The following is a 25,830-nucleotide window of genomic DNA, read 5'->3' as shown; positions in this document are numbered from 1 at the left end:
AAGTTGTAAAAATGCAAAGGAAATACTTATGAAACCAGCATATGCCGTGATCGGCCTCACCCGGCTCACCGCCTGCACGATCGAGGATCAGCCGAAGCAGACGTTCAAAAAGGCGGGATAATGTGAGAGGAATTTTGGCAAGGAAAAGGGAGGCCGTGGCAGCCTCCCTTTTTGTCGGGTCAGTCTTTTTCTTCAAGCGCGGCGTCGATCACGCGGCGAAGGTCGGAGGCCTCCACCCCCACATGTGCAAGGATGGCGTCAACGTCGGACTGGGAAAGCTCACCCTTCTGGGCCCGAAGCGCGGTATTCACAAGGAACGCCCCGCCCTCGATCAGGGCGATGATGGATGCGGATGTAATATCCATGGGCTAGCTCCTTTTCCCGGCGCCGTTTTCCGCCATGATCCGCGCCTCCAGTAATATCACCGACTGCCCGGCAAGACGGCTCAGCGCCGTGGTATGATCGATATTGGAGGTGCAGCTTTCCTCGACGATACTCGACGCATCACGGATATCACGCAGCGTCGCCGGGTTGTCGATGGTGCCATCGAGGATGTAGTTCTTGACGATCCCCATGGTGGTGGCGAGGCCGTCGCAGGTCACCAGCAGCTGATCGCGCGCCGAGAGCTGTCCCAGCGGCGACGTGCAGGCCGTGAGCGCCAACAGCAGCGCGGCAACAGCAAGGCGCCTCATTTCGCGGCCTCCGTCGAGATGGCGGCGCGAATGGTCATGGCGGTGAGGGCCGCGAAGATTGCCTCGATCATGTCTTGCATCGCGATTTCATCGAGCAGGTAGCTGCCCACCGCCGCAATAATGGCGAGAAACGCCGTAAGATAGGTTTTCTTTCCCTTCAAATAATCCTTCATGGGGTCATTCCTTCTGTTAGGGGACGGGCGCATTCGAGGTATCTTGCCACCGTGCCACGCCCGAGCGCGGTGTTGTAATGCCGCTTCCAGTACACCGCCTGCCCTGCCAGATCAGCCGGGATCGCGCCGGGCCTGCGCCAGTAATGGATGCGGCAGATCGCGGTCGCGAACTTGAGGTTCCAGACCAGCTGCGATACCGCAGGGAGGCCCTCGCCCGCGATAAACGGCCGCAGCCGCGCGACGATGTCGGGGCGGCGGTCGAGATAGCGGAGAATATCGTCATAGGTCGCGGGCTCGCACTGATAGACGCCGAGCGCCGGGCCACCCATCTGCGCCAGATGGCGAAAGCCGCTTTCCACCAGCCCGGTCCCGAGGATGAGGTTTTCCGCCGCCGCCCCGCCCATGCCAAGCGCGTCCAGGGTCGGCCGGACGACATGCGTCCGCAGATCACTGATGAACATCCCATCGCTCCTATGATGCGTGCTGATTGTCTTGCCGTGATTTGCGCACAGGCGAACGCGGCCGCCTGGGGTCAGGCGGCAGTCACCGACAATTGCGCCGATGTGTCAGTCCGGGATCAGAATTGCGAGGGCAGTCAGCTAGGCTCAGATATCGGGGCGGCCGTCCCGATAGGGCCGCAGGATCGCATAGGCCATGTCATGAACCGGGCTTTCCAGTCCATGCTTCTCGCTCTCACGGCAGAGCCAGCCAATGATGGGCTCCAGTTCCAGCGGCTTGCCCCGGTCCAGGTCCTCAAACATCGACGCCCGGGTTTTCGGGTTGGTCACGGTCTGGCTGTACTGCACCTGTTTCTCGGCAATTGAATCCGGGACATCCGCTCCCTTGGCTCGGCCGAGGGCACAGACCTCCTTCATCGCGCGGAAATAGATGTCCCGCATTTCAGGATGGATAATCCAGCCGCCAACGGGCAGACGGGTCAGGCTGCACATGGCGTGAAACGGTGCCAGAACCACATATTTCGCCCAGATTTCCCGCATCGGCTCCACCTTCGCGCGGACATCGGTACCGGCCTTCTGCAGCGCCGCCGCCAGTTCCTCATGAAGCGTAATGTCACGCGGGGTATAGGGCCCGAAAACCGTCCGGGTGTTCTGCCCCGTGCGATAGATCCGGCCCGGCGCCTGCACCACGGCGGGGATATAGGTGATGCCCGGCGAGACCTGTTCCGCGCCATAGGTCGCGACCAGATGCTCTATTCCGTAAAACCCGTTCTGCAGGCTGATAATCTCGGTTTTGGGGCCAATCATCGGACGCATGTCCGCCGCCGCCTGGTCCGTGTCCTGCCCCTTCACCACGAAGAAAACAACATCACATACCCCGAGCTCCGCCGGGCTGTCCGACACGGCGGCAAACTTAACGGTTTGCTCCCCCTTCTCGGAGGTGATCGTGATCCCGTCGGTGGAGAGCACGTCGCGGTTCTTTCCGCGCGCCAGCACCACAACCTCATATCCCGACTCGGCCAGTTGAGCCGCAAAATATCCGCCGATTGCCCCGGCTCCGACTATTCCTATTTTTCGCGCCATTTTCTTATCTTTCTTATTCTGGCGCCGGACGGAACGAAACGCCGGTCCGGCTCTATGGATACTATTCTCTGAACAAAGGACAGACTGCCGCCGTCCCGTCACGCGCCCAAGGTTAGAAAAATCGGCCGCCGCGGGCAAGCCTCAATAAGATGATTTATAGTTGATCGGCTGAATGCCGACGGTTTCCCGGAACAGGATCGACAGAAAAGAGATAAACACGGCCAGGATAAAGGGCATGATCAGGAAGCTGGACAAGACGAAAAACAGGATTCCCGCCATATCCGGCTTGTTCATCAGGATCAGCAGCAGCATCGGCATATAGATCAGGACATACAGCCCGACCACCGCCACCAGCGCCAGCAGGAAGGTGCCAACCAGAGGCAGGAACATATCAATGACGGTCCGGGCGAAATCCTTCAGGGCCAGCGGCTGGTCGAGCGCAATCGCCGGAAAGATAAACATCAGCGGCATGAAGCACAGGCACAACAACGTCACGAACAGCATGATTGACGCGCTGGACCCATCGCCACCGCTCGCCACATAGACCTTCGCCAGCACATAGGTGATGAGCACATACCCCAGCATCGCCCCGGCAAACTTGATCTCGCGAAGCCCGAAATGCAGGCCGAAGGAGGGATTTCGCCGCTCGAACTTGAAGACGGTATAGCGGTGCCAATAAACGGAAAAGATCGCATAGAGAATTTCATTCACGACCAGCCGGAAATAGTCCGCCGCCGCGAGTATGTTAGTTTCCAGCCAGGCGATCAGCGCCGTCATCATCACCACCGGCACAGCCCGGAACAGGCAGGGCCAGCGATGCCCGATCACAAATCGGAACGCCTCCAGAAGGCAGGCTGTCGGCTTGACTGTATGCGTTATTTCCATGGGCGGAATTCTACCGGGGAGATACTAAGCAAAAATTAAGTCGCTTGGATTTTCATGAAAAAAGCGGCCGCATCGGGACAGCCGCTTCTTTTTGGTCACTTCGGAGGCTATTCCTCGCGAACAGCCGACTTCTTGCGTCGGCCAAGAAAGACGATACCGGCAAGTGCCACCGCGAACAGGATCAGCGCTTCCGGAGGAAAGCCGCTGGCCGAATTATCCTGCGCCACCGTCTCGCCGCCCTTACCAGGCGTTCCGGCGCTTACGGCAGAATTCTCCGACCCCTGTGGTTTGGATTGCGGAAAAAACCACGCGGTTACGAACGACTTGTCTTCGGTCGCGTCAGCGCGCTCCTTTGCGCATGTCTCCGCCTGTCCAGACAGGGTTTTGGAACATTCAACCGACGCCGTCGCTGCCCTTACCTGCTCACTGACACCAAGGACGGCAGACAATCCAATGATAACGACAAGACCCAGCGCAAAAATTCCAAGCTTCATATTCAGATATTTAAAAGACATGGGCCGTCTCCATTCAAAATGAATTTTGTCCAATCAACTTTTTGTTGGAAACGCGACTGTTGGAAATACAACAAAGTTCAAAATTTTTGGCGATAATGACCAAATTTTACCGAAAAATATGCGTTAAATCCAGCAATTTCTCCAATATAGTTAATTAACCCAACATAAATCCAAAAAATTCCCTCAAACTGTCAATTCTCTCCTCGGTTATGAGAATCAGCCGGGGCCGCCTAACCCACCATTGTTACCTAGACACTGTGACAACTTTATGAAATTACGATTGCCGACACCCTGATATGTGGTATTTTTTTCGAATGGATTCTCTTTTTACACTTGCCGTGATCACCCTTGGGCTGGTCGCCATTCCGGGCCCGAATGTAGCGCTGACGATTGCCAACTCTTTGCGCTACGGAACGCTGTACGGTCTTTGCACTGTGGCCGGCACCACTGTCGGCGTCGGGATCCAGCTTTTGCTTGTCGTGCTCGGCATCGGGGCGCTCCTGGAAGTCGCTGCCGATATCCTGACCTGGCTGAAATGGGCCGGAGTTGTCTATCTTCTCTGGCTCGGCTACCGGAGCTGGATTGCCCCGCCGGAGGACCTCTCCGCGATCCGGGCCGTGCGGGCGCCGGTCATGGCGCTTTTCACACGCGGGCTGATGGTCGCCATCCTCAACCCGAAAACCCTGATCTTCAACGCCGCCCTGCTGCCGCAGTTCATTTCGGCGGAGGGCGACTATATGAGCCAGCTCGCCCTCGTGGCGGCCGTCTTCCTGACGGTCCTGACTTTCGGCGATGCAATATGGGCGGTCTTTGCGGGCGCGCTGCGGCCGCTGATGCTACGCTACCAGAATATCCGCAACCGGATCACCGCCGGCTTCCTGATTGCCGCCGGGATCGGCCTGGCGCTGGCCGAACGGAAATAGCCCGCGCCCGCCGTCATCTAGAAACCGACAGCCCCGTCACCCGGATCCAAATCCTCATCGAGAAATCCGCGGGCGCCGTGCCGGTCGTCGGAAAAGTCAAGCTCCTGCCGCCCCCGTGCATCGTCACGCGATGCGCCAAACGGCGCGTCGTCAATCAGGCCGACCCGTTGCTGCGCACTCTCCGTATCACGCCAGATACAGCCCAGAAGAATCTCATGGGCGGGGAAGTTGTCATTTGCTTCTTCCTCATCCGACGGTTCGGAAAGATATGCCGCTTCCGCCGTTTCCTCGATAAAGCTGTCCAGCGTCGGTGTCTCCGTTTCCTGGGTTTTGCGTTGCCCTGCTGAAGTCATGTCAAAAGTCCTCCTCTGTTTATCGTTGATGACTTTGGTAGTTTCCGTCCCGGCGCTGACGAACGCCCTGGACATAGGCGCTCATGGAATGGCCGAATGCCGGCAGGCGGACGACGCGCCCGACATGCCAGTAAGGCTGCCGCACCGCCGGATCGCTGCCCTGCACCTCCCCTGAAAAAGGCATCCGCGCCAGCACATCGCAGCGGTTGACGAAGCGGGTCACTCGGATCGCGCGCGAGAAGCCGTCCGCAAACGTCCGGTTGCCGAGGCGCGGGCAGGCAAAGGCATAGACCCGCTCCGCCTCCAGCAGCATGGCCGCCAGCGTCGCCAGCGCCGCGCCCATGGAATGGCCGGTGAGGATAATTCCGCGTGCGCCCTTCAATTCCCGCCGGACCGCGGCCAGCACCTGCCAGAGCGCCTGGTAATAGCCCTCATGCACAAGCCCCGCTCCGGCCCAGGGGATCAGGTCGGTGGAGAGATTGCTGCGATAGCTCCGTCTCTCCCGCCCGAACAGGGCCGTGCCGCGAAAGCCGACGATCGTGATCCCGTCCTTGCGCCCGATCCAGGCGAAATGGTCCCGTCCCGCCACCGCGTGGTAGCTGTAACCGAGGCGTGTCGCCCGCTCCGCCCCGTTCGGGTCATAGGCAATCTTCGCGCAGATGGCCGCCTCCAACGGGTTCATCTGTCGTCGGCATTCCGGTTATGGCCGACATTCCCCGCGATCAGGTTCAGCATCCGGAAAAACCGGTCGATCGGTTCCTCCTCCCAGCGGGTCGGCGTCAGCGCGGTGATGATCGTCGCCAGGGTGACCAGGAAGGCGAGTCCCGCGACAGCCAGACAGAGGGCCTGCAGCATGTCGCCAATAGTGACAAAGGCACCCAATATTCCTTCCTCCATGATTTACAGATTGAACGGCCGGAAGGCCTGCCCCAGCCAGGCGGCAAAGGTGGTTAACGCCGCAATGACAGTCCCTGTGATCCCGATGACCTTCAGCGCGCCGCGCCCCATGCTGACCTGCAGGGTCAGGCTTTTGACGTCATCACGCAGCTCCACCATGTCGAGATGCAGATTCTCGATGCGCACCCGCATGGCGCCGATTTCCTGTTCGAGGTTGTTCATGGAGAGTCTCCCTCCGCCGGGTCCGCGATGGCGGGATAGGCCGCGGGCTGGCGCGCCGCCTGTTGCGGGCGGTCACCGGGCGCGTTCCAGTATTCCCCCGCCGCGATCAGGCAGGAGCGGCCCAGCACATCGGTTTCGGTCAGGGTCCAGCGATCGCGCGATCTGGTCGCGAAGACCTCGATCAGGCTGCCCCGGTTATTGAGCCCCTGCGCAACAAGGACCTCGCCGTAGTTTTCCGCCAGATGCACGGCAAGCTCGCTCCGCGGCAGGCAGAGCGGTGCAGCCGAGGCCGTTACACTGTCCATAAGAAAAGCGGCCCCAAGGACCGCCGTCAGCGTCAGTATTTTCATCGTTTCTCCCCTTGCAACCTCTCTTACTCGATGGCCTGAATGCTGAACCAGGTGGCGACATGACTTTCGATGTCCCGGCTGGCGCCGCTGTCCTGCCAGGCGACCAACTCGAAATAATCCCCCGGCGTCACGGCCAGCACCGGCGAGACAAAGCTCTGCATGGTGCGGTTCGTCTGCGCGTCGATATGCTCGAACGGGCGGCCATCAAAACTGCTGGACCCGTTCTTCTCGAGCAGGATTTCCCGCGTGCCGCTTCCATTGCTGTCCCAGCGGACCTGCCCGCTGACGATCACCTTGGAGACCCCGCTCGGCACGGTCAGGCGGCTGTTGTTGGTGGCGTTGTCGTGATAGCTATCGGTATCGTAGCTTTCACTCGCCCAGTTGAGCGTGGTGTTGGTGCTGTCGGCAATGCTCTGGTTGGAACTCATCTTGACCAGCGCCCCTGCGTGGGTTCCGCCGCCCCCACCGCCCGAGGTGCTGTCCGTCAGGCCGATGACATCCGTCCCGTCGCAATAGAAGAGCCGGGTTTCCCCCTCGAGCGCCTGCCCCGCCGCGCCGGAGGCGGTCTTGACCGTTGCCGTCTCCCCGCTTCCGTTGGTGACCATGAAGGGGCGCTTGATCTCCGGCACGATGAAGTTAAAGCCGCCGGAGGGGCTGCCGCCGATAACATGATGCCAGGTCTCGCGAAACTCGGCGTCGGTTAGCGTCACATCGCCAGCGGTCGGGTCATGACTGGCAATCTCGTCGCAGAGCGCGGATTCCAGCTTCGCGTCCGCATCGTTGGAGGTGACATAGGCAAGCGCCTGGCTCTCGGCGATCTGCGGTAAATCAAGTTCTGGCATGCTAGATAATCTCCGTTGCCGGAAAACCCCGGCCTATGGTTTCAGAAAGTTGATAGAGAGTGAGCGAAAGCTCCGGCACCGCGACTTCGGAAACACCGAAATCCGCGTTGAAATCGGCCAGCTCATAGGTATATTCCGTGGCATCTGATACATATTTGGAGACACTCTCCCCATTATGGGTAAAGACCAGCTCATACCGCTCCGACGCTTCGGAAAGCGGCACTTCGCCGCTCAAACTGCCGCCGCCGATCCGCGTCCGCCGCTGCCAGCTGAGAGAGAGATCCCCGCCATCGCGCGTGCCCGTAATATGGACCGGTGCGTAAGGTTTGAGGTCATTGCCGGTCAGGGCCTTGATGGTGGGCGAAACCTCCTCAATCAGGCGGCCCGCCCCCACCGCTTTCCAGCGGCGCGGCAGGTCGAGGGTGTTGAGGGCACTAAAGCCGCCCCCGATATCGCCAGAGCGAAGCAGGATCGCCCGCTCCCCAACCCTGTGCGAGCCGGTCGCCCCTTCCGTGCCGCGACGTCCCCGGAGCAGGGTCGAGAGACGGTAGCTGCCATCCGCATTCTCCGACACATCGGCGAACTGGATAATCTCTGCGCCCACCAGCAGGGCATTACCGCCGTTCAACAATGCGGATGTGTTAATGCTTTCGAGTTCGTCCCCGCCGCTCACAAAACGGATATCGAGGGTCGAGCTTTCATCCGTCTGGAACGGCGTTTCCGTACCCTCAAGCGCGTTCAACGTCACACCCCAGACAACTTCGTTGCTGATTGCCCCTTCTACCTGATAGCTGTCCTCATCGAAGGCGGAATAGAGGGTGCCACCGGTCCAGCCGGACTGATAACCATCCATGGCGAAATAGAAACGGCTGCCGTTCCCCGCCGTCGCATCCTGATCCCTGAGCAACGGCAGATCGAGGAGGAACAGCTCCGCATAGCTTCCCTTGCGGATCAGCACCTGCTCATAGCCCGAGCCCGCATCCCCGGTTTCGCCCGCGTCATAGCTCAAGGGCGAAAGGGTCACGGCCTCGGTCTCGATGGTCATATCCGCGCCGAAATGGGACTGCATCAGCCGGGCGCTGCTGGCCGCACCGTTTATCTCAAGGCTCAGCACATCTGCTGGATCGAGGGCGAGGTATTTCAGCGGCAGCGACGCGCTCACCGTCTGTCGCTCAGCCCAGGCGGAATAGAGCGTTTTCGCCGCCGCCTGCCGCGCGAGATCAGCGGTAAGCGCCATCGGCAGATCCCGCGCAATCTGGTTGCGCCCGAACATGGTGGCGACGGGGCGGAAGGCCCGCTTCTCCATCTGCGTACCGATCTGGTAGCCCGCATCGGACGCGAGATAGGAGAGCGATATCCTCTCCGGCAGTTCGCTTTCCTGCAACCGGCGCAAGGCGGGCGGCGCGATCATCTCCTCATCCGTGATGGTCACGCCGCTGTCGGCCTGGTTGCGAGGGAGGAACTTCAGCACATCGCCGCTCTCCACCGCATCGAAAAAGGCATAATCGCTGAGCGGGGTCAGCGCCTCGGCAATCGACATCGGGCGGCTCACCAGATAGCCCGGAATGCTGCCCGCAAGGGCGGAGACATCGACATCCTCATCCGTCAGACGCCCACGCGCACAGAGGTCACTGACGATATCGGCAAGCTCGGCCCCCGCCCCGCTCGCGCGGCGCAAGAAAAGCCGTTTCACCCCGAAGGAACTGTTAAAGACAAACATGCTGTCCGTCGCCGCGTCATAGACGCCGTTCACGGACGCACTAACCCCGTCGAAGTCATAAAGATCGACCCGCTCCCTCTCCGCCAGCGTCTCGGCGCTCAAATAAACCGCATAGCGCCCGGCGCTGATAAAGACGATCTCGCTGCCGTTATGCGTATGGACAAGGCTGAGACTTCCGCTCAACGTGCTCACATCGCGACTTGCGGTGATTTCATGGGTACGCGTCGACCATTTTAAAATACGATAATCATTCTGGAACAGAAGCTCATCGCTCGCGGGCAAATAGGCGACCAGCCTGGTGATATTGTTGGTTTCGCTCCCCGTCCCGCCCAGCGGCGTGAGATCGGCGGTGGCGATGGTAAAAATCTCACTCTCGACGGAATAGTCCGTGCCCGAAACACCCGGACTGCCAAAAACCGACACGCGGACGATCTCAAGGTCGCTGAACACCGGGCCGGTCGCCCAGCCGGACAGGCCGACCCAGGCGACTTCGTCTGCGTCTGTCACCGCACCGGTAGAGACGCGCGAGCTTGTCGTGATGCTGTCCAACACCTCCAGCGCCTCATCGAAGATCACCACCTGATAATTCTGCTGCGATCCGGCGACCTGGAACTGCGCGCCGGTAAGCGGATTGATGATATCAGTCGAATGGGTAATTGCACCCACGCCACTCGGCAGATCGGCGCTGTCGTTGAGTTGCATTGTCTCGCCGTTCACATGGTGGATTTGCCGCCCGGCGAGCAGGGCTGCGCCCGTGCCGATCCAGAAATTGCCCTTGCGATCCCGCGAAAACCCGATCGCCGCGTCGGGCAGGCGCGGAAATTCCGTCTCCACCTCGGCTGTCGCGAGTTCCTCCAGCGTCAGGGCATCGATCTTGCGGACCGTATCGACACCGCCCACCACCTCATAGCTGTAGACAAGGCCCCGCTCCGCATCATAGGCAAAGCTGCCCGCATTGACGGAGGCAATCTCGCTGTCGGTGAGCGGATAGGCGCCGACACCATCAGTGGTGACCAGCACCTCTATATTCGGGATGCGGTTGCCAAAGGCGCGCAGCGGCAGGTCGTCGAACACGAGATAACAGAGCCCGCGATAGGCAGGCGTGTTGTCCTCCCCTTCCGCCGCCTCGATAATGCTGTCGGGGAGCTGTTCCTCATCGCCGGGGTAGAAGCGGAACCGCACATCGGAGGCGATCACGTCCCCCTCCGCGCCGGCGTCATAGATGACCTCCCCATCGGCCCAGATTTTAAGGAGGTTCGATACCTCCCCCTCGCAGATAGCGACAGCGAAACTGGTGAAATAATTGTAACCGGTTACCTGGGATGAGCCGCCCGCGCCGCCCTTGCCGCCGCCGCTGCTGCTGGTCACTGCCTCGCTGCGAAGCTCGCCCGCCCAGATGATATTCCCGGCAAGGCGCATGGTGCCGTACAAGCGCGGGATCGCCGCGCCATAGCTTGCGCCCGTGACATTGAGATCGGTGAGCCGCGTCGCGGAGGATGAATTGCCTTCTTCGGGGAAGAGAACGCGGCCCAACGTCGTGCCGAGAAGCCAACCAGCCCCGGCGCCGACACCGGTTACCGCGCCGATACCGGCGCCCGCGAGCCCAAGTGCCAAAGTCGCCATTAGAGAACCTCCGGAAATGAGAAAACGGCAAACGGAGTACCGTATGGATCAAGCGCCTCTTCGATCACCTGCCTTCTCCGGGCATGGGCATGGATGACCGTCGGCACTCCATCGCGTTCGCTTAAAAACCCGACATGGATGGGAAAGGCGCTTTCCTTGAAAACACCGATATTTCCATATTTCCAGTCAGTTGCTGGTTGTAACTCAAGTTGTTTATGAAGATGACGCAGAAGTGCCCGGCCATCTTGCCGCCGCGCATATCCGGTGACATCCTCAGGCTTGAGACCGAGAGTGCGGGCCACCAGAACGACCAGCCCGACGCAATCGACGCCCGCCCGGCTGCGTCCCTGATGCCGCCAGGGCGTGCCGATCCAGCGGCGTGCCTCGGTGATAATGTCCGCGCGCTCAACCATCGCCGGTCTCCAGCAGGGCATCGGTGCCCGGAATATGCGGAAAGCCGCGGAAATTGAGATGGTTCGAATAGGTGTCGCGGCAGGTCGCATAGCGCTTGTCGCAGCCGGGAAAGAAGGAGACCTCATCTCCCGCCTCAATCTCGTAGGGCACCTCCAGATAGAGCGTGAGCGTCTTACCCGATTGCGTCCAGTCACGGATTTCGCAAGAGCGCCCGACGTTCGCACCGCTGGTAAAGGTCAGCACCCCGCCATTCAGCACATCATCCGCACCGTTATAGTCGGTGAGCGTGAACAGGTCGCGCGAAGTGACGCCCGCCACCACATCGGTTTGCGTGAGTGCATCCACATCGACACCGCAGCGACTATCGCCGAGATCAGCGCCGCAAAGGGGAGAATAAACCTCCCCCACCTCATAAAGGAGCGCCTGGGCAAGGCCGCGCAGCTCCGCCGTGAAGGCCCCGTCCTGCGCCGAAACCTCCCCGATCCAGCCGCGCCGGAGCGCTAATGTGCCTTGGGAAAGATCCTGCCAGTTGACCATGAAAATCCGCACCTCGGCGAAGTCATAGAGCCCGGCGAAAAGATCCTCTTCGCGGATGATATCGCTGGTGAGATTGCCAATGATATCAAGGTTATCGACGCTGAAACTGCTGCTATTGGCGATGGCCGAGCGGGAATAGCCGCTCGCCGCCAGATAGGTGTCGCCGTCAATCACCAGATCCTCATCGAAATCGGTGAAGAACATTTCCGTCCCGCCCTGCCGGGTCAGCGCCCAGCAGGTCGCGAGTGTGGTCACCTCCCCGGCGATATGGCTGTTCAGGGCCGCACTGAGAGACTTCATATCCGTATCTCCACCAATTTGACGCTCTGCCAGTGATGGATGTCCGGCCCCGGAATGGCGGCCTGCATCAAGTCCGTATCGAAGCGGACCGGCACGTCGAACTCACAGGCCACCGCGATATCCGCGTCCGTCGCGGGCGCAACATCGAAGGTAAGGATGCCGGTCGTTTCATCCACGCTCCAGCCGCTGGCCAGCGGTGTGCCATCGACGGACACCTCCACCGTATCGGCGACGATCTTCTTCAGGTCCCGGTCATAGGGCGGGGCAAGTTCATCATCGTCGACATAGCGCTTGAAAATCTGGAACTGGGTGGTGCTGTTATCGCCAGTACCGATGGATTGCTCGGCAAGCTCGAAATCGGAAAAATCCTTGAGGCGAAAGCCATAGGCCCGGCCGCGCCGTGCATGAAAGAAATTGAGGACCGCGGTCCAGTCCTCCCCCCGGCTCGGGCTGATATCGAAGCTATATTCGCGCCGCGCCTGTGCCCAGTTGATATTGCGCTGCTCAAACCCGGAATTCAGGACTTGCACCGTGGTCGAAAAGCGGGGCCCGCCCACTGCGCCGTAGGAGATGCGGGTCGGGAATCTGACGTCATGAAAGCTCATGGTTTAACCGTTCCTTCTAAGGCTGCGTTGTGCCTGACGAAGCGCTTCGCCCTGGATTTGCGTCTGGCTGAGGCGGAAGCTTGCTGCGTCGGGGGTCGAGATATTGAACGCCATATTGATGACGGGTGCCGCTGTGGCATTATTCGCTAGCCGCTGCTGCGCCGGGGTTTCGATCGTCACCCGCTCCCCCCGCGTCAGACGGAGGGGGACAAGATTCTGGTCCACCCCGGCCGCGCCGCCGACGGTGAACTGCCCACCGGTCGAGAAGCCGGGGAACAGGCTGGCGAGCGATCCGCCGCCGCCAAAGAGGGCGCCGCCGAGTTCATAAAGCAGGCCACCTGCCCCGCCGAGGCTCTGGCTTGCGGTCGAGGTGAGCGTCCGGGTGCCGAGACGAATGAGATCCGCCTCCAGCCTTTGCAGGACCGTCTTGAAATCCTTGCCCGACAGGAGCAGTTTCTCGAACGCGTCCTCGAACGCGGTGCCGATGCCCGCCGCGACCTTGCCCGAAATCTCCGCGAAATCAGTCATTTCTTCTTTCGCGGTTTGAAGGCCAGCGTTCAGATCATCGACGAATCCGCCCGTCCCGCTTGAGCTGGCAAGCCCGTTTTGCAAGCCGGAAAACTGCTGCGTCAGGCGCGCGGCTTCTTTTTCTGCCTTGCGGGTCTTGTCGCCGAGCGTGTCGAGACTTTTGAGCAGCCTGTCCAGCCCGCCAAGGGCGGTGAAATCACTGTTATTTGCCATATACTTTATCCTTGTTCTGCGTTCCCGGCCCGTTGCCGCCACCAGAGACCGAAGAGATCGAGGAGAACCCCAACCTCAAACCCCGTGGGGCGTAGGCCGAAGCGCGCCTCGATATCCGCCGCAATCCAGGCTGGACGCGGTAAAGGTCCCGCCGCATAGAGCGGCAGAAGCCCCAAAAACCAGCTCCAGACATGGGCGATGCAGGATGGCGGCGGGACAACCGTTCCGGAATTCGCTATCTTCCGGCCCGTTGCCTTCGCCATCTGACGCAGCGCGGCGGCGCGGGTGATGCCGGGACCGACCTCTTCCGCCAGTTGAAACTGATGCGCTGCCCAGTCCGTGAGGCGCGCGGCGGTCAGGGCAAAAAATTGGCCCGGTCCTCCACAAAGGCGGCGACCTGCTCGCGGATCCAGAGATGATCCCGATAGAGCCTCAAGACATTTTCCGCCGTGCCGTCATACTGCACGCCGTCAAGCTCAATATTCTCGAAGCGGAGCGTGATGGCGGCGAGCCGCTCGATCAGCCTCTCCTCCAGCTCTGCGGCGGTCAGTTCCAGCTTGCGTTCCATGATCTGCCGGTCGATCTGCGACCGGAGGCACTTGCGGTAATTCTCCGCATCCTCCCCCTGCAGCCAGATAACGGCGGGGAGGTCTTCGCCCGTCTTGGGATGACGGAGGGTTAGCGGCGCCCCCGCCTCCGACCGGGCCTTCAGGTCAAACGCTGCCACATCAAATACATTCTTAGGCATTTAACCCCTCCTATGCTGCGGTCCGGGTGATTTTCAGGTTGGTGGCTTCCGTCTCGTCATAGAGTGCGCTGAAGGGCAACGAGAGGGTGATCGGCCCTGCGCCCAGCGTCGGGATCTCCGCCCCGGTGTAGACAATCCGCGGGAGATCGAACTCAAGACTGCCGCCGGCCCCGCTGCAGGTAAGCGTAAGGCTGCTTTCGGTGCGGGCGGCGAATTTGTTGAGCAGCGCCGCATCCTCGAAATAGGTGGTGATTTCCCCGGTAATACGCGATTGCCCGGCGAGCAGGCTCGTCGCCTCGTCCTCCCCGATCACGAAGGCCTGCTCCAGGCCGTTATCGATATTCAGTTCCAGACCGACCACGATAGCGATGCTGCTGCCCCCCTCTTCCAGTGATCCGGAGAAGCTGTCCATCGGGTCATTGGCGGCGGCAGCCGTCGGGCTCGCATCAAGGGAAGAGGAATTGATCGCGGAGGATTTGCCGACAAGACCAAATGTTCCCGAGATCAACCGATCCGGCCGGACATTGAGGCGCAGTCGGTCGATCACGCAGCCGGTCAGCACCTGATACTGGGCGATGTCGCTGAAGCCGCGCTCGAAGGTGAAGCTGGGCTGTGTTGCACCCGCTTTCAGCACATCCGATGACCAGCTTGATTGCATCAGGCCGGCGAGCAGGTCATCGAACGCGCCGTAAGAAAGCTCCATATCTATATTGCCCGAGACGGTTTTCTGCCCATGCAGGAGATGGGCGATCTGGCGGTCGCTCCGGATTTCCGCCGTCTCCAGTGTCGTCTTGGAAAGGCCGAGGCTGCAGGCCGTATGACGACATGATGTCATCTCCGGCGAGGCCGGCGTCGTGCCGAAGACACTTTCAGTAATATAGGTCAGCCCATGCTGGGCTCCGGTAGCAAAGGTCATGGCAGTGGCTCCTTAAAAATAGCTGCGCCAGGAAACGAGAAGCGGGAGGGCGATTTTCTTGAGGTCGCCCTCATTGGCACCGACGGCCGCGCCATCAAGATGCACGTCAAGGCTTTCAAAGCTCAGCACGCGGCCCTTGTTGAAATGCGACCGCAGGGCATCGATGCGGCTCTGCGCGGAGGCCATGTCCGCGTCATGGACGGTGATGCGGTAGTCGCCCGTATGCAGTTCCACCGCGCCGGAGCCGAGGAATATCCCTTCCGCCGGGGCGGGCAGGAACAGAACCTCCAGATATGAGGTGCCATGGGCGGGGTAATAAGACGTGCCCGGAAAGGCCACATCGTCAGACTCATAAGCCTGAAGCCGCGCATCCAGCGCCGCCTGTATTTTGCGATAGCTCATTGGTAGCTCACCTCATACAGAATGCCTGCGCCGGTATCTGCCGCGACAACCTGCAGCAGGGTGAAAGTTTCCGCGCCGATGATCAGGTCGTCATCTGCCTTTGGCGTCACGTCCTCGCACTCGATCAGCGCGTGATGGAGCGCGGGGTTAATCGGCGTGCCGCCCACATTCGCCGCATCAGAAAGGCTTTTCTCCGTCCGCACCAAGCGGATGGTGGTGTCGGTTGTTGCCTCACTCGCACCGCTGCCAGGGTCATACGCGCCTTGGATCTTTTGTCGAAGTGTGGCGCTCACGGCCACCTCGCCGACGGTATCGAAGAGGTCGCGCACCATCTGCCGGATAGTCTCGTTCCGCATGGTTCACCCCCTCACCATCTGGCTGTCCTGGGCGCGCGCGCCAATCTGCTGCAGCAGGCGAAAGACGAAGCTCATGCGCTTTTTGCCTTCCTCATACGTCACCTCAATGGGACCGATTTTCTGCCGCGTTATCTGCCGGTCATCGAGGCCGTTGGGATCGCGCAGAAAGATATCCGCAAGCTCCAACGTGGCGGTGCGAAGCGCATGAGGGATGCCGGTCATGGCCCGCCCGTCGCGGTCATAGGCGCCACTTCGCGGCCATTTCAGGCCCTGATCCCAATCGAGGATCGTGCCGGGATAGAGATAGCTGTCGATATGCAGGGCCGCCCGGATCAGGGCAAGCTCGCGCTGGCCGTCCGTGGCGCTGGTCCAGTCATCATTAGCAAGCGCAGTGAAATGGCTGTCCGCCTCGTCGAGGGACACATACGTCGTTGCCCCGGCAACGCCGCTGCCGGTTTCGGTTATCAAGGTCATGGATTTTTTCCTGCTAGATCAGAAAAGAAAAAGGGAGCGGCGATGTTTCGCACCGCTCCCCACTCCGGTCAGCCAGCGAGACGGACCGCCAGCTCGGGCCGGACCAGCGCGACACCCCAGAGGATGTCAAACTCCCAGACGACCTGTTTGTACTGGCGCGCCACCTCAAGGCGGAGCGACAGGCCGGTCATCGGATCGGTCATCGACAGGATCTGGCTGCCCAGCCCCATGTCCTGCGTGCTGTGGGCCAGCGGACGGTTGGCGAAGGCAAAGGCATCGCGGTTGAACACGAGATTAACCACATGATCATCGACGAAGGTCATCGCCGCGTTGTCGGCTGGCGCGGAACTAATCGCCGGGGCGATGGTCAGGGTCGATTCCGTGCCCGACAAATCCGTTGCGGCCTGCACCACATATTGCTGCGTATCGCCATCTATGGTGAAGATATCGCCAACGGACGGCTTGGTCGTAAAGCCATCGGCGATCAGGCTGGTGCCGGTCTGGGATGCGCCCTTGACGAGCGGCGTTCCTTCCGCCCCCGTGACATGGGTGGCCACGTGATCATCGCTGTACCAGTCGATACCATATTTGCGGCCGATCTCGCCCTCGATCTTGGCGGAGCTGCTGCCCGCGCGGTCCGCATCGGCGAAGGCTGCAAGATCGAGCGCGTTGGATTCCGCATCGAAATCGAGTACGCCATAGCGGAACTCTTTCGGGGCCTTCTGCTCCAGCAGCAGCTTTCTGGCGGCCGTCGCATCGCTGGCATCCGACGCAAAGGGCGTCGTGCCCGCCGTGCCGACCAGGCCGTAGATGCCGGTATATTTCGCATGGATCGACTGGTTGACCGCGTTCGCAAGCGCCCGAATGGCCGCGCTTGCTTGCACGGGCATGAAATTCTCCCGCGCCTCGACCTCCATCATCTCCTTGTCGGTGAGATAGAAGTCCGCCTTCTTCCAGTTGTTAAGCTCGATCTGCACCTTCTCAAGCGTTGAGCTGGTCGGTGTCGGCGGAGTTGTCCCCGGCGTCACGTCATCCGCTGTCAGGTCGGACGGCAGGATCACATCGATGGTGTCGCCCTTCTGCGCCGCATCGGCACTGAAATCGCCATTCACGAGGCGCGGCATCACGGTCTGTTCGCGCAGGGCCATCAGGCCGCGCGCAAGGATCTTCGGCATGGCGGCCGAAATATCATTTGCCATTTTCTTTATCTCCAGAATAAGGGATTAAGGGGTTATTGCAGACCCGTCCCGGGCCCTGCCGCATCCCGCGGACTTGGTTCACTACATCGAGACAGACACCTTTCCGGCGGCGATATCCTCGATCCGGGCGTTGAGCGCCCACTGGTTCTGTCCGTTGACAGTGGCGCGGTTGACGGGAACCCCGCTCGGGTCCATGCCGCTGCCCTTGTTGCCGGTCGGGTTGAAGGCGCGGGCAAAGACCGGGGAACTGCGCATTTCCGCCACCAGATCCTCGACGGTCAGGGGCACCCCTTCCGCCTTCTCGCGGAAGGACCCGTCCGTATCGATAATCCGGAGGACCGGCGCGCCCTCTTCTTCCACCAGCGTGATCGCGGCGCGTAAGTGCGGCATCAGAAGCTCGACGCTGCCGCCGGCTTTCAAAAGCGCCTCCGTCGCGCGGGTGGTGGTCAGGAACTCGGCATTTCGCTCTTTCAATCGAGCGATCTCCTCATCCTTCTCCGCCAGAATCGCATCGAACTGTTCCGTGAATTCCGCCGTAAGCGCCTTCTGCTTATTCGCCCAGGCAGTCTCCGGATCAGGGCCGAGCGTTTGCCAGGCCTTCAGCTCCTTCTCGAAATTTTGCGCATTGCCGCGCTCCTTCTCCAGCGCCGATAACAGCCCGGAGACATCCAGCTTCTCTGCCAGATGAGGGTCGAGGGTAAACCCTTCCTCCCCCGGTTGGTAAAGGCTGCGATAGGCTTCCGGCACCTCGCTCAAGTCGGTCACGTTATTGGGAAAGTCAAACATGGAAAACCTCAATAAAAAAGCCCCGCAACGGGGCCCTGATGGATGAAAAATTATCGAAACGCAGCTATTCGGCGGCGGCGTTCACCTTGAGACTGTCACTGAGAAGCCCACGCGCCTTTGCCTCGCGGATCAATTCCTCCCCGCTCACATCGCCAAGCCGTCGCGCCTCTAGCAGGAAGTCGAGGTCGCGCTCGCTCGCCTGCGCCGCGCCAGACTTCGACGCAACTGCAATGCTGCCGGTCAGCGGCATCTCCATCCAGGCGGCGAACAACGACAGCAGGGTGTTGAGGCTATCCTCCAGATTCATCGCCATGGCGGAAAGCGGCGAGAGCGCATCGGCGGCATCCAGCGCCCGGCCGGTCGCCGTCTCCCGTTCCTTCGGGGTTTCAAACTGCAACCCGAAAAGCAGCATCGCCTTTTCCAGCGCCTCCAGCTCCGTCGCGCCTGCCTCCAGCGCCGCGCCGGAGCTTTCGACATAATAATATTTGCCCTCGCTCTCGCTGGTGGTCAGCACCTTATTGGGGCCCACCTCGATCGGGCCGTCAATCTCCGGGTTGTAGCCGGAGGCCGCGAGGATCGGGAAGGACGCGACATTGAGCGCGTTACGCTGATCGGAGCGGATCTGGTAATGCTCTAAATTCAAAAAGGCGAGATCCTCAAGCGGCGGCTCGGCCTGCAAAAATCCTGTCCGCGCGGTGTATAGGGTGACGAGCGGAATGCGGCCCAAGGTATTCTCCCCTGCCTGTACCTCCTGCCAGATGCCCTTCTTGTCCATTCGATAGAGACGCCAGCGATCCGGCTCGATCACGCGGATCTGTTCCTCCTCCCGCTCCTCGAACCCGTGATAGCGCAGCGCCTTCTCGCGGATACGGATTTGCGTGAGCACCTTGTCGCCGCCCCGGACATCCCACTGTGCGGCAATCAGCTGATCGGCGCGGACATGCACCGCATAGGGCCGCGCGCCCTGCTCGCGTTCCTCGGCCAGGGACTGCCCGCCCGCCGTCGCCGGAAAATCCACCAGCACATGGGACAGACCGCAGACCATCGCATCCTCGAACCAGTCGCGGGCGAAGACATTGAGGCCGCGTCCGACCAGATCGATATTGCGCAAGATCGCAACCATTTCCTCCGGCAAGTCGTCGGAGAGGATCAGCGGTTCGGCGAAGAGACGGCCGACCAGCTTTGTCACCGTGCGGCGGAAATGATTGCGCAGCACGGTCCGGCTCGCCCGCTCCGTATAGATGGCGCTGTTCTCCGCCGGATGGCGCGGCAGATAGCGCGTGCCCGCCGCCCGCATCGCCAGCGTGCCGCCCATCAGCGCCTTCGGCAGTGCCCAGCGCAGCGCCATCGTGTCATACAGCTGTGAGGAGGTGGAAGGATCGTTCATGAGTACATATCCTGTTGTGATTTCTGTGAAACTTGGGTGAGAGCGTGAAACGCCTCGCAGACCGCATCGACCTGATCATCATGACGACCGGTCGGGAAATTCTCGAGTTCATTGAGGAAGTCCCCGTTCCATGGCCCCGCCACAAGTCGGACATTGCCCGCCTCGGCCTGTGACGAGAAGGGCATCGCGCGGACAATCTTGCTGCCCGTTACGGGCTGGCTTTTTACCCGGAAGCCCGCGAGCAGACGAACGAGGGCCTGAACTTGCGCCTTACCAGCCTGCCCCGGGTCCTGCGGCAGGGCGATTTCCGTCTCCCGCCCGTCACTCATGGCGAGATTACGGATGGCGCGTTCGACCTCGTTCGGGGTGCCCCGCAGCCGCTCTACATGTTCTACATAAAACACCCCGCTGGTGTCCCGGGCAAGCCGCGCCCCGACGGTCCAGTCGGGAGAGGTCCCCGGTTCCATATGGCTGGCCGCCAGATCCCAGCCGCGCACCCGGCGGGCCTCCACCGGTGCCGCCGCCACAACGGGGAACCAGCTTCGGCGAAAATAGGCGCCGGCCGCCGGGCGGATGTTCCAGTTCCCCTTCAGCAGCCGTTCCCGATCCACCGTGGAGAGAGCGGCAAGATTGGCGCGATAGCCCGGGTCCCGCTCCATCAGGATTTGGTTATCTTCAATAGAGGCGGCGATAAAGGTCACGGATTTGGCGATCCTCCCGGGATGCGCTGCCTCCAGCGCCCGTTTGTCATCGCCCCAGATCAGGCTGTCGTCCTCCCGGACGAACCAGCGCAAGACTCCAGAGCGGCTGGAAATCGGATAGCCGGTTTCCGGATCGATCCACCAACGGATAAAATCGGCGACCCAGCTATCCGCATCCGGGTTACAGGTCGCCCGCACATAGGGCCGCGCCCGCCCGGTGGAGCGGTTCCGGCTCAACAGGTAGAAGAACTGGCTCTCGGTAAAATGGGTCAGCTCGTCAAAGCCGATGAAGGCAAGTTCCGATCCCTGCCAGTCATATTTGTTCTTCTCATGCTCCAGATGGCCGAAGCTGATTGACGCCCCGCTCGGGAACTTCCAGCTGAGCTCGCTCTCCTTCGCCTGCCCACCAAGAGTGCCGTATAGCGCGGCGGAGGCATCCCACAGCCCGCCCTCATTCTTCACCTGTTTCGAGGTGCGGCGGAAGATTACGGCCTTGAACTCCCCATGCACCATATGACGGAGCGGTTCCATCAACAGGGCAAAGCTCTTGCCGCCGCCCGCCGCGCCGCCATAGATGGCGATATCGGCGGAAGTGCCAAGAAACATTTCCTGCGGGCCGGGCTGGGGTCTAATCACGGCCATTTTCCGGCAGGTACAGACGGGGCACGGGGAAGCTGCGCTTGCCCTTGTCATTGGCCGCCCCGTCCCCATATTGCGCCGGCGCGAAATGCGCCATCAGCCATTTGCGCGTATCGATCCGGAGCTTGGAGCGGGCGATATCCTCCCGCGCCTCCTTTTCCGCGTCATTGTCATTGGCATTGTCGGCGATTTCCAGAATTTCCCCGGCAAAGACATCGGCAACGAAGCGGCGGACGGTCTCTTCCTCCTTCTTCAGGAAGACGGATCCGAGCAGCGCAACTATGTCATTGATCCGCCCGGCCTGCTTGATTTCCTCCAGCAGCGGCAGGGCGACATTGCGGCGCCAGATCTTGTTATGCAGGGCAGATTTCAACAGCTCGATAGTTGTCATACCGGAGGCCTCATTTTTCAACGATCACTATATGTTTCTATCTTTAGGTGTTTACCCTATCCGATACCGCCCGGCCCGGAGACTATTTCGGGCTAGGTAATCTAGAATTACGAAAGTTATGTATCAGAATTTTCAGGGAACAGACGTTGTTTTAATTGACTATTTTTCCAAAAAGAAAGGCCCACAGAAATGCTTTGATTTCCATGGGCCCATTTTCCGACTGTGACAATTAGTGTAAGGTAATGTTCCCCAATTGTCAATCATTTTCTATCTGAGGATGTTTTTTATAGTTTCTCGTAAAGCTCCAGGGCTTCCATAATCTGCGCCCGCACATATCCATTTCGCTTACGCCGCGCCCGGTCAACGGCCCGACAGCTGTTCCCGAAAACAAGCACATCAAGCACGGCGGCGAGCGAAAGCCCGGCCTCCTGTACCGCAACCGCCCACAGCGTGAAGCGACGCATCAAATCAAACTGCCAATCTTCTGCGTTGCCTGTGCTCGTCGGTTGCCACCGGTAGGTTTGTGTCCGCATCCCGAGACCCGCCGTCCGCAGATGAAAGCCGCGCGCAATTCTTTCCGCGATCCGAATCTGGTCCTCTGTCAACAGAGCGAACAAGCGCGGTTCCCCCGCCCTGCCATTAGACGTTCTCATTCTGGCCGAAGGATTATTCCGGGCGGATCGCCAACAGGGCCCCATACCGCCGCTGGCCGAAACAACCATGCGATCCGTCAATTTCTGCGTTATGGGGTTGTCCCGCAATTTACGAGCGCCAATCAATTTGGATGTCATATTTCCTCTCAATCTGAAATAGCTGGTTTATAGCGTTAGTATTAATCCAGCCACTGAGGGCATTCTGCCGTTCCAGTGGTGCCTTTGGAGAAGTCGGAAATGCGGTCGCGCAGGCAGTTCGTATGGAACGCCGAAAAGATGCGCCTGAAGGGGAGGATAATTTCTGTCGAAAATTTTGTTTAAAGTACAGATTCACACGACATAAAATTTATAATTACACCTAATAAAGGTATTAATTCTATTTATAGTATAATACATTCCTAATATTACGTCAATGGATGGCGTTCAGGCGATGTTTGCCTGCTCTTGCTTCCGGCAATTTTAGGAACCGCCATTTATTTCACCGACAGCGCTTGACGCTACGCATGTAAATTGCCAGATTAACATAAATACGCTGGTATTAACGACAAACTACAGAGCCTCTCATGGAAATCCGCAAAGACTTTATCGACAGCATCGGCAATACGCCGCTCATCCGCCTGACAGCCGCCTCCGAGGCAACAGGCTGTGATATTTACGGCAAGGCCGAATTTCTTAATCCCGGCGGATCGGTGAAGGATCGCGCGGCCCTTGCCATCGTAAAGGATGCCGAGGAGAAAGGCCTTCTGAAGCCTGGCGGCCTGATCGTCGAGGGAACCGCGGGGAATACCGGCATCGGCCTTGCCCTGGTGGCCAATGCAAAAGGGTATAAAACGATTATTGTCATGCCGGAAACCCAGACCGAGGAGAAGAAGGCCCTGCTCCGCTATTGCGGCGCGGATTTACGCCTCGTCCCGGCCAAGCCCTACAAGGATCCGGATAATTATATCAAATATTCCGGCAGATTGGCAGAGGAAATGGCGAAAACCAATAATGCCGGCGTCATCTGGGCCAACCAGTTTGATAACGTCGCCAACCGTCAGGGCCATATCGACACCACGGGCCCGGAAATCTGGGAACAGACCGACGGCAAGGTCGACGGCTTTATCTGCGCCGTCGGCAGCGGCGGCACTTTGGCGGGCGTGGCGATAGCGCTCCGGGCGAAGAACCCGAATATCAAGATCGGCCTCGCCGACCCGATGGGCGCGGCGCTCTATAACTACTACAAGAATGGCGAAATGAAGTCCGAGGGCAGCTCGATCACCGAAGGCATCGGCCAGGGCCGCATCACCGCCAACCTGGAAGGGCTTGATATCGACCTGCCGTTCCAGATCGACGATGTGGAGGCGCTTAACGTCCTCTATGACCTCAATATTCATGAAGGGCTGCAACTTGGTCTCTCCACCGGCATCAATGTGGCCGGCGCCATCCGCATGGCGAAGGAAATGGGCCCCGGTCATACGATTGTCACGGTTCTTTGCGATACGGCGCAAAAATACTTTAGCAAGTTGATGGACATTGATATGCTGAAGGAAAAGAACCTGCCGGTTGCCCCCTGGTTGACCGGCGACAGCTAACCAACCGGAGTACATCATGACACACCCCCTCTTTCGCGACGACGCTTACCTAACCCAAACGTCGGCGGTGGTGAAAGGCGTGAACGAACGGGGCGGCATCATTCTGGACCAGACAGTTTTCTATCCCACCGGCGGCGGTCAGCCGGGGGATCGCGGCCGCCTGATCCTGGAGGGCGGCACAGAGATCGAGATTGCAACGACGGTCAAGGGGGAAACCCCGGACGAGATTGTCCATGTCCCGGCGGAGGGAAGCACTCTTCCTGAGGTTGGCGCCACGGTCACCGCCGAAATCGACTGGGATACCCGCCATCGCTATATGCGCATGCATAGCTGCCTGCATCTGCTCTCCGCCGTCCTGCCCTATCCGGTAACCGGCGGCCAGGTGTCCGACGGCAAGGGCCGGCTCGATTTCGACCTGCCCGAGGCGACGCTGGACAAGGAAGAAATCACCACCGAGCTCAACCGGATCATCAATGAAAATCACCCGGTCAGCAGCGACTGGATCAGCGAGGACGAGCTTGATGCCAAGCCCGACCTGGTGAAAACCATGTCCGTTCAACCGCCCCGCGGCGCCGGCCAAATCCGCCTGATCAAGGTCGATGGCGTGGATTTGCAGCCCTGCGGCGGGACGCATGTGCGCAACACGTCGGAGATCGGCGCGGTCCGGGTAAGAAAAATTGAAAAGAAGGGTCGGCAAAACCGTCGGGTGTCGCTAGAATTTACGGAATGAAGTCAGACCTAAACGCCAAAGAAAAGTGAAATGAGCGATATGTCCTATGTAAACTCCTCCTCTCTTGTCTCCACTGAATGGCTGGCACAGCACGCCTCCGCCCCGGACGTCCGGATCGTCGATGCCTCCTGGCATATGCCGGCCACCAACCGTAATCCACGGGCAGAATATGACGCGGAACATATCCCCGGCGCGGTCTTCTTTGACATTGACGAGATTGCCGACACCGACAACCCGCTGCCCCATATGGTGCCGAGCCCGGAGAAATTCTCGAGTCGGATGCGGAAACTGGGCCTTGGCGACGGCAACCGGATCGTCGTCTATGACACCCTTGGCATGGTCAGTGCCGCGCGCGCCTGGTGGCTGCTGCGGCTGTTCGGGCATCAGGATGTTGCCATCCTCGACGGGGGCCTGCCCAAGTGGAAGGCGGAAGGACGCCCGGTCGACGATATGCCTGTAAAGCCCGCCGAACGTCACTTCACCTCCCGCATTAACAGCTTTCTGTTGCGCGAGAAGGATCAGGTTGCCCGCAATATCGACCAAAGCCGCGAACAGGTGCTCGATGCACGCTCCGCCGGACGGTTTGACGGCACGGAGCCGGAACCGCGCGAAGGCCTGCGTGGCGGCCATATCCCGGGCTCAAAGAACCTGCCCTATACGGCCCTCCTCAATGACGCGGACAAAACCTTCCGTCAGGCAGAAGAACTGAATGCAGCTTTTAGTGGCGCAGGGATTGATTTAAAGAAACCAGTGATTACATCCTGTGGATCGGGTATCACCGCTTGCGTCCTGGCGTTCGGCCTGCATTTGCTGGGCCATCAGCGCGTCGCCGTCTATGATGGCTCCTGGACCGAATGGGCTCTTGATGAGGAATTACCAGTCGAAACCGGAAAGTAAGAATGCCTCTCAAACGACCGCCGAAACCGACGAGCACGGGTAAATGGCCCGTGACCATTACCTTTCTTGAAATGACGACGCGGCAACATGCCGCCCCGCCCCCGCCGCCAGCGGTTCCCCATGCGATCATCCGCGCGGAAAAACCGACGGTTTCCTTCTATCGCTATCTCTACAACACGGTGGGGCGCGACTGGGGCTGGGTTGACCGCCGTTTCATCCCTGATTCCGAGCTTGAGGAAATCCTTCATGCGTCAACGACCGAAGTCTATGTACTCTATGTCAATGGCGTCCCGGCGGGTTTTGTCGAGCTGAACAGCGCCGATCTGCCCGAGGCCGTCGATGTCGCCTATTTCGGTATCATGCCCGAATTTATCGGGATGCGGCTCGGCCCCTATTTCCTGAACTGGGCGCTCGATGAGGCCTGGGTGAAGGAGCCGGAGAAAGTCACCATCAATACCTGCACCCTCGATCATCCGAAGGCGCTGCCCATGTATCAACGCGCAGGGTTCGAACCAATCCGCCGCCGCGAGGTGGAAATCGACCCGATCGAGAACCTCTGATCGCCAGGATGTGATCGTCTCCGCGTTGACCGGCGCACCATATCAGTTTATTCTGATATATATGCTGGTTTGACACGCGCGGAG

General features: G+C 60.0%; 35 protein-coding genes. 5 read left to right on the top strand and 30 right to left on the bottom strand.

Annotation, left to right across the window (positions count from 1 at the left end):
- Positions 1 to 179 precede the first annotated feature (179 nt).
- The 7 genes from J0X12_RS13280 to J0X12_RS13250 form a co-directional block, all read right to left on the bottom strand.
- Positions 180 to 365 (bottom strand): hypothetical protein, encoded by a 186-nt coding sequence (locus J0X12_RS13280; protein ID WP_207046572.1) that lies wholly within the window; start codon positions 363 to 365, stop codon positions 180 to 182.
- A 3-nt stretch (positions 366 to 368) separates the two neighbouring features.
- Positions 369 to 692: a hypothetical protein gene (locus J0X12_RS13275; protein WP_207046570.1), complete on the bottom strand. Its 324-nt coding sequence runs from the start codon at positions 690 to 692 to the stop codon at positions 369 to 371.
- Positions 689 to 865 (bottom strand): hypothetical protein, encoded by a 177-nt coding sequence (locus J0X12_RS13270; RefSeq protein ID WP_207046568.1) that lies wholly within the window; start codon positions 863 to 865, stop codon positions 689 to 691. The genes J0X12_RS13275 and J0X12_RS13270 overlap by 4 nt, the downstream gene beginning before the upstream one ends.
- Entirely contained in the window at positions 862 to 1,326 is a 465-nt protein-coding gene (locus tag J0X12_RS13265; RefSeq protein ID WP_207046566.1) for a hypothetical protein, read from the bottom strand. Before J0X12_RS13265 ends, J0X12_RS13270 begins: the two co-directional genes overlap by 4 nt.
- Before the next feature lie 144 nt (positions 1,327 to 1,470).
- Positions 1,471 to 2,406 (bottom strand): ketopantoate reductase family protein, encoded by a 936-nt coding sequence (locus tag J0X12_RS13260; protein WP_207046563.1) that lies wholly within the window; start codon positions 2,404 to 2,406, stop codon positions 1,471 to 1,473.
- Between the two features lie 141 nt (positions 2,407 to 2,547).
- Positions 2,548 to 3,291: a hypothetical protein gene (locus tag J0X12_RS13255; protein WP_207046562.1), complete on the bottom strand. Its 744-nt coding sequence runs from the start codon at positions 3,289 to 3,291 to the stop codon at positions 2,548 to 2,550.
- A gap of 107 nt (positions 3,292 to 3,398) precedes the next feature.
- Entirely contained in the window at positions 3,399 to 3,806 is a 408-nt protein-coding gene (locus J0X12_RS13250; RefSeq protein WP_207046559.1) for a hypothetical protein, read from the bottom strand.
- A gap of 314 nt (positions 3,807 to 4,120) precedes the next feature.
- Here J0X12_RS13250 and J0X12_RS13245 point away from each other — a divergent pair, with 314 nt between their 5' ends.
- On the top strand, positions 4,121 to 4,729 hold the full coding sequence (locus J0X12_RS13245) for a LysE family translocator (protein ID WP_207046558.1): 609 nt from the start codon (positions 4,121 to 4,123) through the stop codon (positions 4,727 to 4,729).
- Between the two features lie 17 nt (positions 4,730 to 4,746).
- Here the strand turns inward: J0X12_RS13245 and J0X12_RS13240 are convergent, their stop codons facing one another.
- The 23 genes from J0X12_RS13240 to J0X12_RS13130 all read right to left on the bottom strand — a co-directional run bounded on the left by J0X12_RS13240 (position 4,747) and on the right by J0X12_RS13130 (position 22,123).
- Positions 4,747 to 5,082: a hypothetical protein gene (locus J0X12_RS13240; protein ID WP_207046556.1), complete on the bottom strand. Its 336-nt coding sequence runs from the start codon at positions 5,080 to 5,082 to the stop codon at positions 4,747 to 4,749.
- Between the two features lie 19 nt (positions 5,083 to 5,101).
- On the bottom strand, positions 5,102 to 5,764 hold the full coding sequence (locus J0X12_RS13235; RefSeq protein ID WP_207046554.1) for a lipase family protein: 663 nt from the start codon (positions 5,762 to 5,764) through the stop codon (positions 5,102 to 5,104).
- Entirely contained in the window at positions 5,761 to 5,964 is a 204-nt protein-coding gene (locus J0X12_RS13230; RefSeq protein ID WP_207046551.1) for a hypothetical protein, read from the bottom strand. The genes J0X12_RS13235 and J0X12_RS13230 overlap by 4 nt, the downstream gene beginning before the upstream one ends.
- Before the next feature lie 18 nt (positions 5,965 to 5,982).
- Positions 5,983 to 6,201: a hypothetical protein gene (locus J0X12_RS13225; protein ID WP_207046549.1), complete on the bottom strand. Its 219-nt coding sequence runs from the start codon at positions 6,199 to 6,201 to the stop codon at positions 5,983 to 5,985.
- Complete coding sequence (locus tag J0X12_RS13220) at positions 6,198 to 6,551, bottom strand: hypothetical protein (RefSeq protein ID WP_207046547.1); 354 nt, start codon at positions 6,549 to 6,551, stop codon at positions 6,198 to 6,200. Before J0X12_RS13220 ends, J0X12_RS13225 begins: the two co-directional genes overlap by 4 nt.
- A 23-nt stretch (positions 6,552 to 6,574) precedes the next feature.
- A complete protein-coding gene (locus J0X12_RS13215; protein WP_207046545.1) occupies positions 6,575 to 7,393 on the bottom strand; it encodes a hypothetical protein in 819 nt (272 codons plus the stop codon).
- Position 7,394: 1 nt separating this feature from the next.
- Positions 7,395 to 10,736 (bottom strand): phage tail protein, encoded by a 3,342-nt coding sequence (locus J0X12_RS13210; protein ID WP_207046543.1) that lies wholly within the window; start codon positions 10,734 to 10,736, stop codon positions 7,395 to 7,397.
- On the bottom strand, positions 10,736 to 11,149 hold the full coding sequence (locus J0X12_RS13205) for a C40 family peptidase (RefSeq protein WP_207046541.1): 414 nt from the start codon (positions 11,147 to 11,149) through the stop codon (positions 10,736 to 10,738). The genes J0X12_RS13210 and J0X12_RS13205 overlap by 1 nt, the downstream gene beginning before the upstream one ends.
- On the bottom strand, positions 11,142 to 11,987 hold the full coding sequence (locus J0X12_RS13200) for a DUF2163 domain-containing protein (RefSeq protein ID WP_207046539.1): 846 nt from the start codon (positions 11,985 to 11,987) through the stop codon (positions 11,142 to 11,144). Before J0X12_RS13200 ends, J0X12_RS13205 begins: the two co-directional genes overlap by 8 nt.
- Entirely contained in the window at positions 11,984 to 12,592 is a 609-nt protein-coding gene (locus J0X12_RS13195; protein WP_207046537.1) for a DUF2460 domain-containing protein, read from the bottom strand. The genes J0X12_RS13200 and J0X12_RS13195 overlap by 4 nt, the downstream gene beginning before the upstream one ends.
- 3 nt (positions 12,593 to 12,595) lie before the next feature.
- Complete coding sequence (locus J0X12_RS13190) at positions 12,596 to 13,333, bottom strand: hypothetical protein (RefSeq protein WP_207046535.1); 738 nt, start codon at positions 13,331 to 13,333, stop codon at positions 12,596 to 12,598.
- Positions 13,334 to 13,338: 5 nt separating this feature from the next.
- Positions 13,339 to 13,596 (bottom strand): hypothetical protein, encoded by a 258-nt coding sequence (locus J0X12_RS13185; RefSeq protein WP_207046533.1) that lies wholly within the window; start codon positions 13,594 to 13,596, stop codon positions 13,339 to 13,341.
- A gap of 92 nt (positions 13,597 to 13,688) precedes the next feature.
- Complete coding sequence (locus J0X12_RS13180; protein ID WP_207046531.1) at positions 13,689 to 14,081, bottom strand: hypothetical protein; 393 nt, start codon at positions 14,079 to 14,081, stop codon at positions 13,689 to 13,691.
- A gap of 10 nt (positions 14,082 to 14,091) precedes the next feature.
- Positions 14,092 to 14,997 carry a phage tail tube protein gene (locus J0X12_RS13175; RefSeq protein ID WP_207046530.1) on the bottom strand — a complete coding sequence of 302 codons (906 nt, stop codon included), beginning with the start codon at positions 14,995 to 14,997 and terminating at the stop codon, positions 14,092 to 14,094.
- A 12-nt stretch (positions 14,998 to 15,009) separates the two neighbouring features.
- Positions 15,010 to 15,399 (bottom strand): phage tail terminator-like protein, encoded by a 390-nt coding sequence (locus J0X12_RS13170; RefSeq protein WP_207046528.1) that lies wholly within the window; start codon positions 15,397 to 15,399, stop codon positions 15,010 to 15,012.
- Positions 15,396 to 15,755, bottom strand: coding sequence for a hypothetical protein (locus J0X12_RS13165; RefSeq protein ID WP_207046526.1), 360 nt, complete (start codon positions 15,753 to 15,755; stop codon positions 15,396 to 15,398). The genes J0X12_RS13170 and J0X12_RS13165 overlap by 4 nt, the downstream gene beginning before the upstream one ends.
- Before the next feature lie 3 nt (positions 15,756 to 15,758).
- A complete protein-coding gene (locus J0X12_RS13160) occupies positions 15,759 to 16,229 on the bottom strand; it encodes a DnaT-like ssDNA-binding protein (protein ID WP_207046524.1) in 471 nt (156 codons plus the stop codon).
- Positions 16,230 to 16,297: 68 nt separating this feature from the next.
- Positions 16,298 to 17,428 carry a major capsid protein gene (locus J0X12_RS13155; RefSeq protein WP_207046523.1) on the bottom strand — a complete coding sequence of 377 codons (1,131 nt, stop codon included), beginning with the start codon at positions 17,426 to 17,428 and terminating at the stop codon, positions 16,298 to 16,300.
- A gap of 81 nt (positions 17,429 to 17,509) precedes the next feature.
- Positions 17,510 to 18,214, bottom strand: coding sequence for a hypothetical protein (locus tag J0X12_RS13150; RefSeq protein WP_207046521.1), 705 nt, complete (start codon positions 18,212 to 18,214; stop codon positions 17,510 to 17,512).
- A gap of 64 nt (positions 18,215 to 18,278) precedes the next feature.
- Positions 18,279 to 19,601 carry a DUF4055 domain-containing protein gene (locus J0X12_RS13145; RefSeq protein WP_207046519.1) on the bottom strand — a complete coding sequence of 441 codons (1,323 nt, stop codon included), beginning with the start codon at positions 19,599 to 19,601 and terminating at the stop codon, positions 18,279 to 18,281.
- Positions 19,598 to 20,938, bottom strand: coding sequence for a phage terminase large subunit (gene terL, locus J0X12_RS13140; protein WP_207046517.1), 1,341 nt, complete (start codon positions 20,936 to 20,938; stop codon positions 19,598 to 19,600). Before terL ends, J0X12_RS13145 begins: the two co-directional genes overlap by 4 nt.
- Positions 20,931 to 21,332 carry a terminase small subunit-like protein gene (locus J0X12_RS13135; protein WP_207046515.1) on the bottom strand — a complete coding sequence of 134 codons (402 nt, stop codon included), beginning with the start codon at positions 21,330 to 21,332 and terminating at the stop codon, positions 20,931 to 20,933. Before J0X12_RS13135 ends, terL begins: the two co-directional genes overlap by 8 nt.
- A 284-nt stretch (positions 21,333 to 21,616) precedes the next feature.
- On the bottom strand, positions 21,617 to 22,123 hold the full coding sequence (locus J0X12_RS13130) for a hypothetical protein (protein ID WP_207046513.1): 507 nt from the start codon (positions 22,121 to 22,123) through the stop codon (positions 21,617 to 21,619).
- Between the two features lie 425 nt (positions 22,124 to 22,548).
- On the opposite strand from J0X12_RS13130, the gene J0X12_RS13125 reads away from it, so the two are divergent.
- From J0X12_RS13125 to J0X12_RS13110, 4 genes are read left to right on the top strand one after another with little or no spacing between them, the layout of a single operon-like run.
- Complete coding sequence (locus tag J0X12_RS13125) at positions 22,549 to 23,559, top strand: cysteine synthase A (protein ID WP_207046511.1); 1,011 nt, start codon at positions 22,549 to 22,551, stop codon at positions 23,557 to 23,559.
- A 16-nt stretch (positions 23,560 to 23,575) separates the two neighbouring features.
- Positions 23,576 to 24,289 carry an alanyl-tRNA editing protein gene (locus tag J0X12_RS13120; RefSeq protein WP_207046509.1) on the top strand — a complete coding sequence of 238 codons (714 nt, stop codon included), beginning with the start codon at positions 23,576 to 23,578 and terminating at the stop codon, positions 24,287 to 24,289.
- 39 nt (positions 24,290 to 24,328) lie between these two features.
- Positions 24,329 to 25,186 (top strand): 3-mercaptopyruvate sulfurtransferase, encoded by an 858-nt coding sequence (gene sseA, locus J0X12_RS13115; protein WP_420497081.1) that lies wholly within the window; start codon positions 24,329 to 24,331, stop codon positions 25,184 to 25,186.
- A 2-nt stretch (positions 25,187 to 25,188) separates the two neighbouring features.
- Positions 25,189 to 25,746 carry a GNAT family N-acetyltransferase gene (locus J0X12_RS13110; protein WP_207046505.1) on the top strand — a complete coding sequence of 186 codons (558 nt, stop codon included), beginning with the start codon at positions 25,189 to 25,191 and terminating at the stop codon, positions 25,744 to 25,746.
- Positions 25,747 to 25,830 lie beyond the last annotated feature (84 nt).

It is taken from the genome of Sneathiella sedimenti, from assembly GCF_017313765.1.
Lineage (GTDB): Bacteria > Pseudomonadota > Alphaproteobacteria > Sneathiellales > Sneathiellaceae > Sneathiella > Sneathiella sedimenti.
Note: the sequence above shows the minus strand (reverse complement) of the source record. Positions and strands in the feature narration are given on the sequence as shown.

Excerpts from the sequence above, each read along its gene's own strand:
- J0X12_RS13280 (WP_207046572.1), bottom strand. The coding sequence starts at position 365 with ATGGATATTACATCCGCATCCATCATCGCCCTGATCGAGGGCGGGGCG.
- J0X12_RS13275 (WP_207046570.1), bottom strand. The coding sequence starts at position 692 with ATGAGGCGCCTTGCTGTTGCCGCGCTGCTGTTGGCGCTCACGGCCTGC.
- J0X12_RS13270 (WP_207046568.1), bottom strand. The coding sequence starts at position 865 with ATGAAGGATTATTTGAAGGGAAAGAAAACCTATCTTACGGCGTTTCTC.
- J0X12_RS13265 (WP_207046566.1), bottom strand. The coding sequence starts at position 1,326 with ATGTTCATCAGTGATCTGCGGACGCATGTCGTCCGGCCGACCCTGGAC.
- J0X12_RS13260 (WP_207046563.1), bottom strand. The coding sequence starts at position 2,406 with ATGGCGCGAAAAATAGGAATAGTCGGAGCCGGGGCAATCGGCGGATAT.
- J0X12_RS13255 (WP_207046562.1), bottom strand. The coding sequence starts at position 3,291 with ATGGAAATAACGCATACAGTCAAGCCGACAGCCTGCCTTCTGGAGGCG.
- J0X12_RS13250 (WP_207046559.1), bottom strand. The coding sequence starts at position 3,806 with ATGTCTTTTAAATATCTGAATATGAAGCTTGGAATTTTTGCGCTGGGT.
- J0X12_RS13245 (WP_207046558.1), top strand. The coding sequence starts at position 4,121 with ATGGATTCTCTTTTTACACTTGCCGTGATCACCCTTGGGCTGGTCGCC.
- J0X12_RS13240 (WP_207046556.1), bottom strand. The coding sequence starts at position 5,082 with ATGACTTCAGCAGGGCAACGCAAAACCCAGGAAACGGAGACACCGACG.
- J0X12_RS13235 (WP_207046554.1), bottom strand. The coding sequence starts at position 5,764 with ATGAACCCGTTGGAGGCGGCCATCTGCGCGAAGATTGCCTATGACCCG.
- J0X12_RS13225 (WP_207046549.1), bottom strand. The coding sequence starts at position 6,201 with ATGAACAACCTCGAACAGGAAATCGGCGCCATGCGGGTGCGCATCGAG.
- J0X12_RS13220 (WP_207046547.1), bottom strand. The coding sequence starts at position 6,551 with ATGAAAATACTGACGCTGACGGCGGTCCTTGGGGCCGCTTTTCTTATG.
- J0X12_RS13215 (WP_207046545.1), bottom strand. The coding sequence starts at position 7,393 with ATGCCAGAACTTGATTTACCGCAGATCGCCGAGAGCCAGGCGCTTGCC.
- J0X12_RS13210 (WP_207046543.1), bottom strand. The coding sequence starts at position 10,736 with ATGGCGACTTTGGCACTTGGGCTCGCGGGCGCCGGTATCGGCGCGGTA.
- J0X12_RS13205 (WP_207046541.1), bottom strand. The coding sequence starts at position 11,149 with ATGGTTGAGCGCGCGGACATTATCACCGAGGCACGCCGCTGGATCGGC.
- J0X12_RS13200 (WP_207046539.1), bottom strand. The coding sequence starts at position 11,987 with ATGAAGTCTCTCAGTGCGGCCCTGAACAGCCATATCGCCGGGGAGGTG.
- J0X12_RS13195 (WP_207046537.1), bottom strand. The coding sequence starts at position 12,592 with ATGAGCTTTCATGACGTCAGATTCCCGACCCGCATCTCCTACGGCGCA.
- J0X12_RS13190 (WP_207046535.1), bottom strand. The coding sequence starts at position 13,333 with ATGGCAAATAACAGTGATTTCACCGCCCTTGGCGGGCTGGACAGGCTG.
- J0X12_RS13185 (WP_207046533.1), bottom strand. The coding sequence starts at position 13,596 with ATGGCGAAGGCAACGGGCCGGAAGATAGCGAATTCCGGAACGGTTGTC.
- J0X12_RS13180 (WP_207046531.1), bottom strand. The coding sequence starts at position 14,081 with ATGCCTAAGAATGTATTTGATGTGGCAGCGTTTGACCTGAAGGCCCGG.
- J0X12_RS13175 (WP_207046530.1), bottom strand. The coding sequence starts at position 14,997 with ATGACCTTTGCTACCGGAGCCCAGCATGGGCTGACCTATATTACTGAA.
- J0X12_RS13170 (WP_207046528.1), bottom strand. The coding sequence starts at position 15,399 with ATGAGCTATCGCAAAATACAGGCGGCGCTGGATGCGCGGCTTCAGGCT.
- J0X12_RS13165 (WP_207046526.1), bottom strand. The coding sequence starts at position 15,755 with ATGCGGAACGAGACTATCCGGCAGATGGTGCGCGACCTCTTCGATACC.
- J0X12_RS13160 (WP_207046524.1), bottom strand. The coding sequence starts at position 16,229 with ATGACCTTGATAACCGAAACCGGCAGCGGCGTTGCCGGGGCAACGACG.
- J0X12_RS13155 (WP_207046523.1), bottom strand. The coding sequence starts at position 17,428 with ATGGCAAATGATATTTCGGCCGCCATGCCGAAGATCCTTGCGCGCGGC.
- J0X12_RS13150 (WP_207046521.1), bottom strand. The coding sequence starts at position 18,214 with ATGTTTGACTTTCCCAATAACGTGACCGACTTGAGCGAGGTGCCGGAA.
- J0X12_RS13145 (WP_207046519.1), bottom strand. The coding sequence starts at position 19,601 with ATGAACGATCCTTCCACCTCCTCACAGCTGTATGACACGATGGCGCTG.
- J0X12_RS13135 (WP_207046515.1), bottom strand. The coding sequence starts at position 21,332 with ATGACAACTATCGAGCTGTTGAAATCTGCCCTGCATAACAAGATCTGG.
- J0X12_RS13130 (WP_207046513.1), bottom strand. The coding sequence starts at position 22,123 with ATGACATCCAAATTGATTGGCGCTCGTAAATTGCGGGACAACCCCATA.
- J0X12_RS13125 (WP_207046511.1), top strand. The coding sequence starts at position 22,549 with ATGGAAATCCGCAAAGACTTTATCGACAGCATCGGCAATACGCCGCTC.
- J0X12_RS13120 (WP_207046509.1), top strand. The coding sequence starts at position 23,576 with ATGACACACCCCCTCTTTCGCGACGACGCTTACCTAACCCAAACGTCG.
- sseA (WP_420497081.1), top strand. The coding sequence starts at position 24,329 with ATGTCCTATGTAAACTCCTCCTCTCTTGTCTCCACTGAATGGCTGGCA.
- J0X12_RS13110 (WP_207046505.1), top strand. The coding sequence starts at position 25,189 with ATGCCTCTCAAACGACCGCCGAAACCGACGAGCACGGGTAAATGGCCC.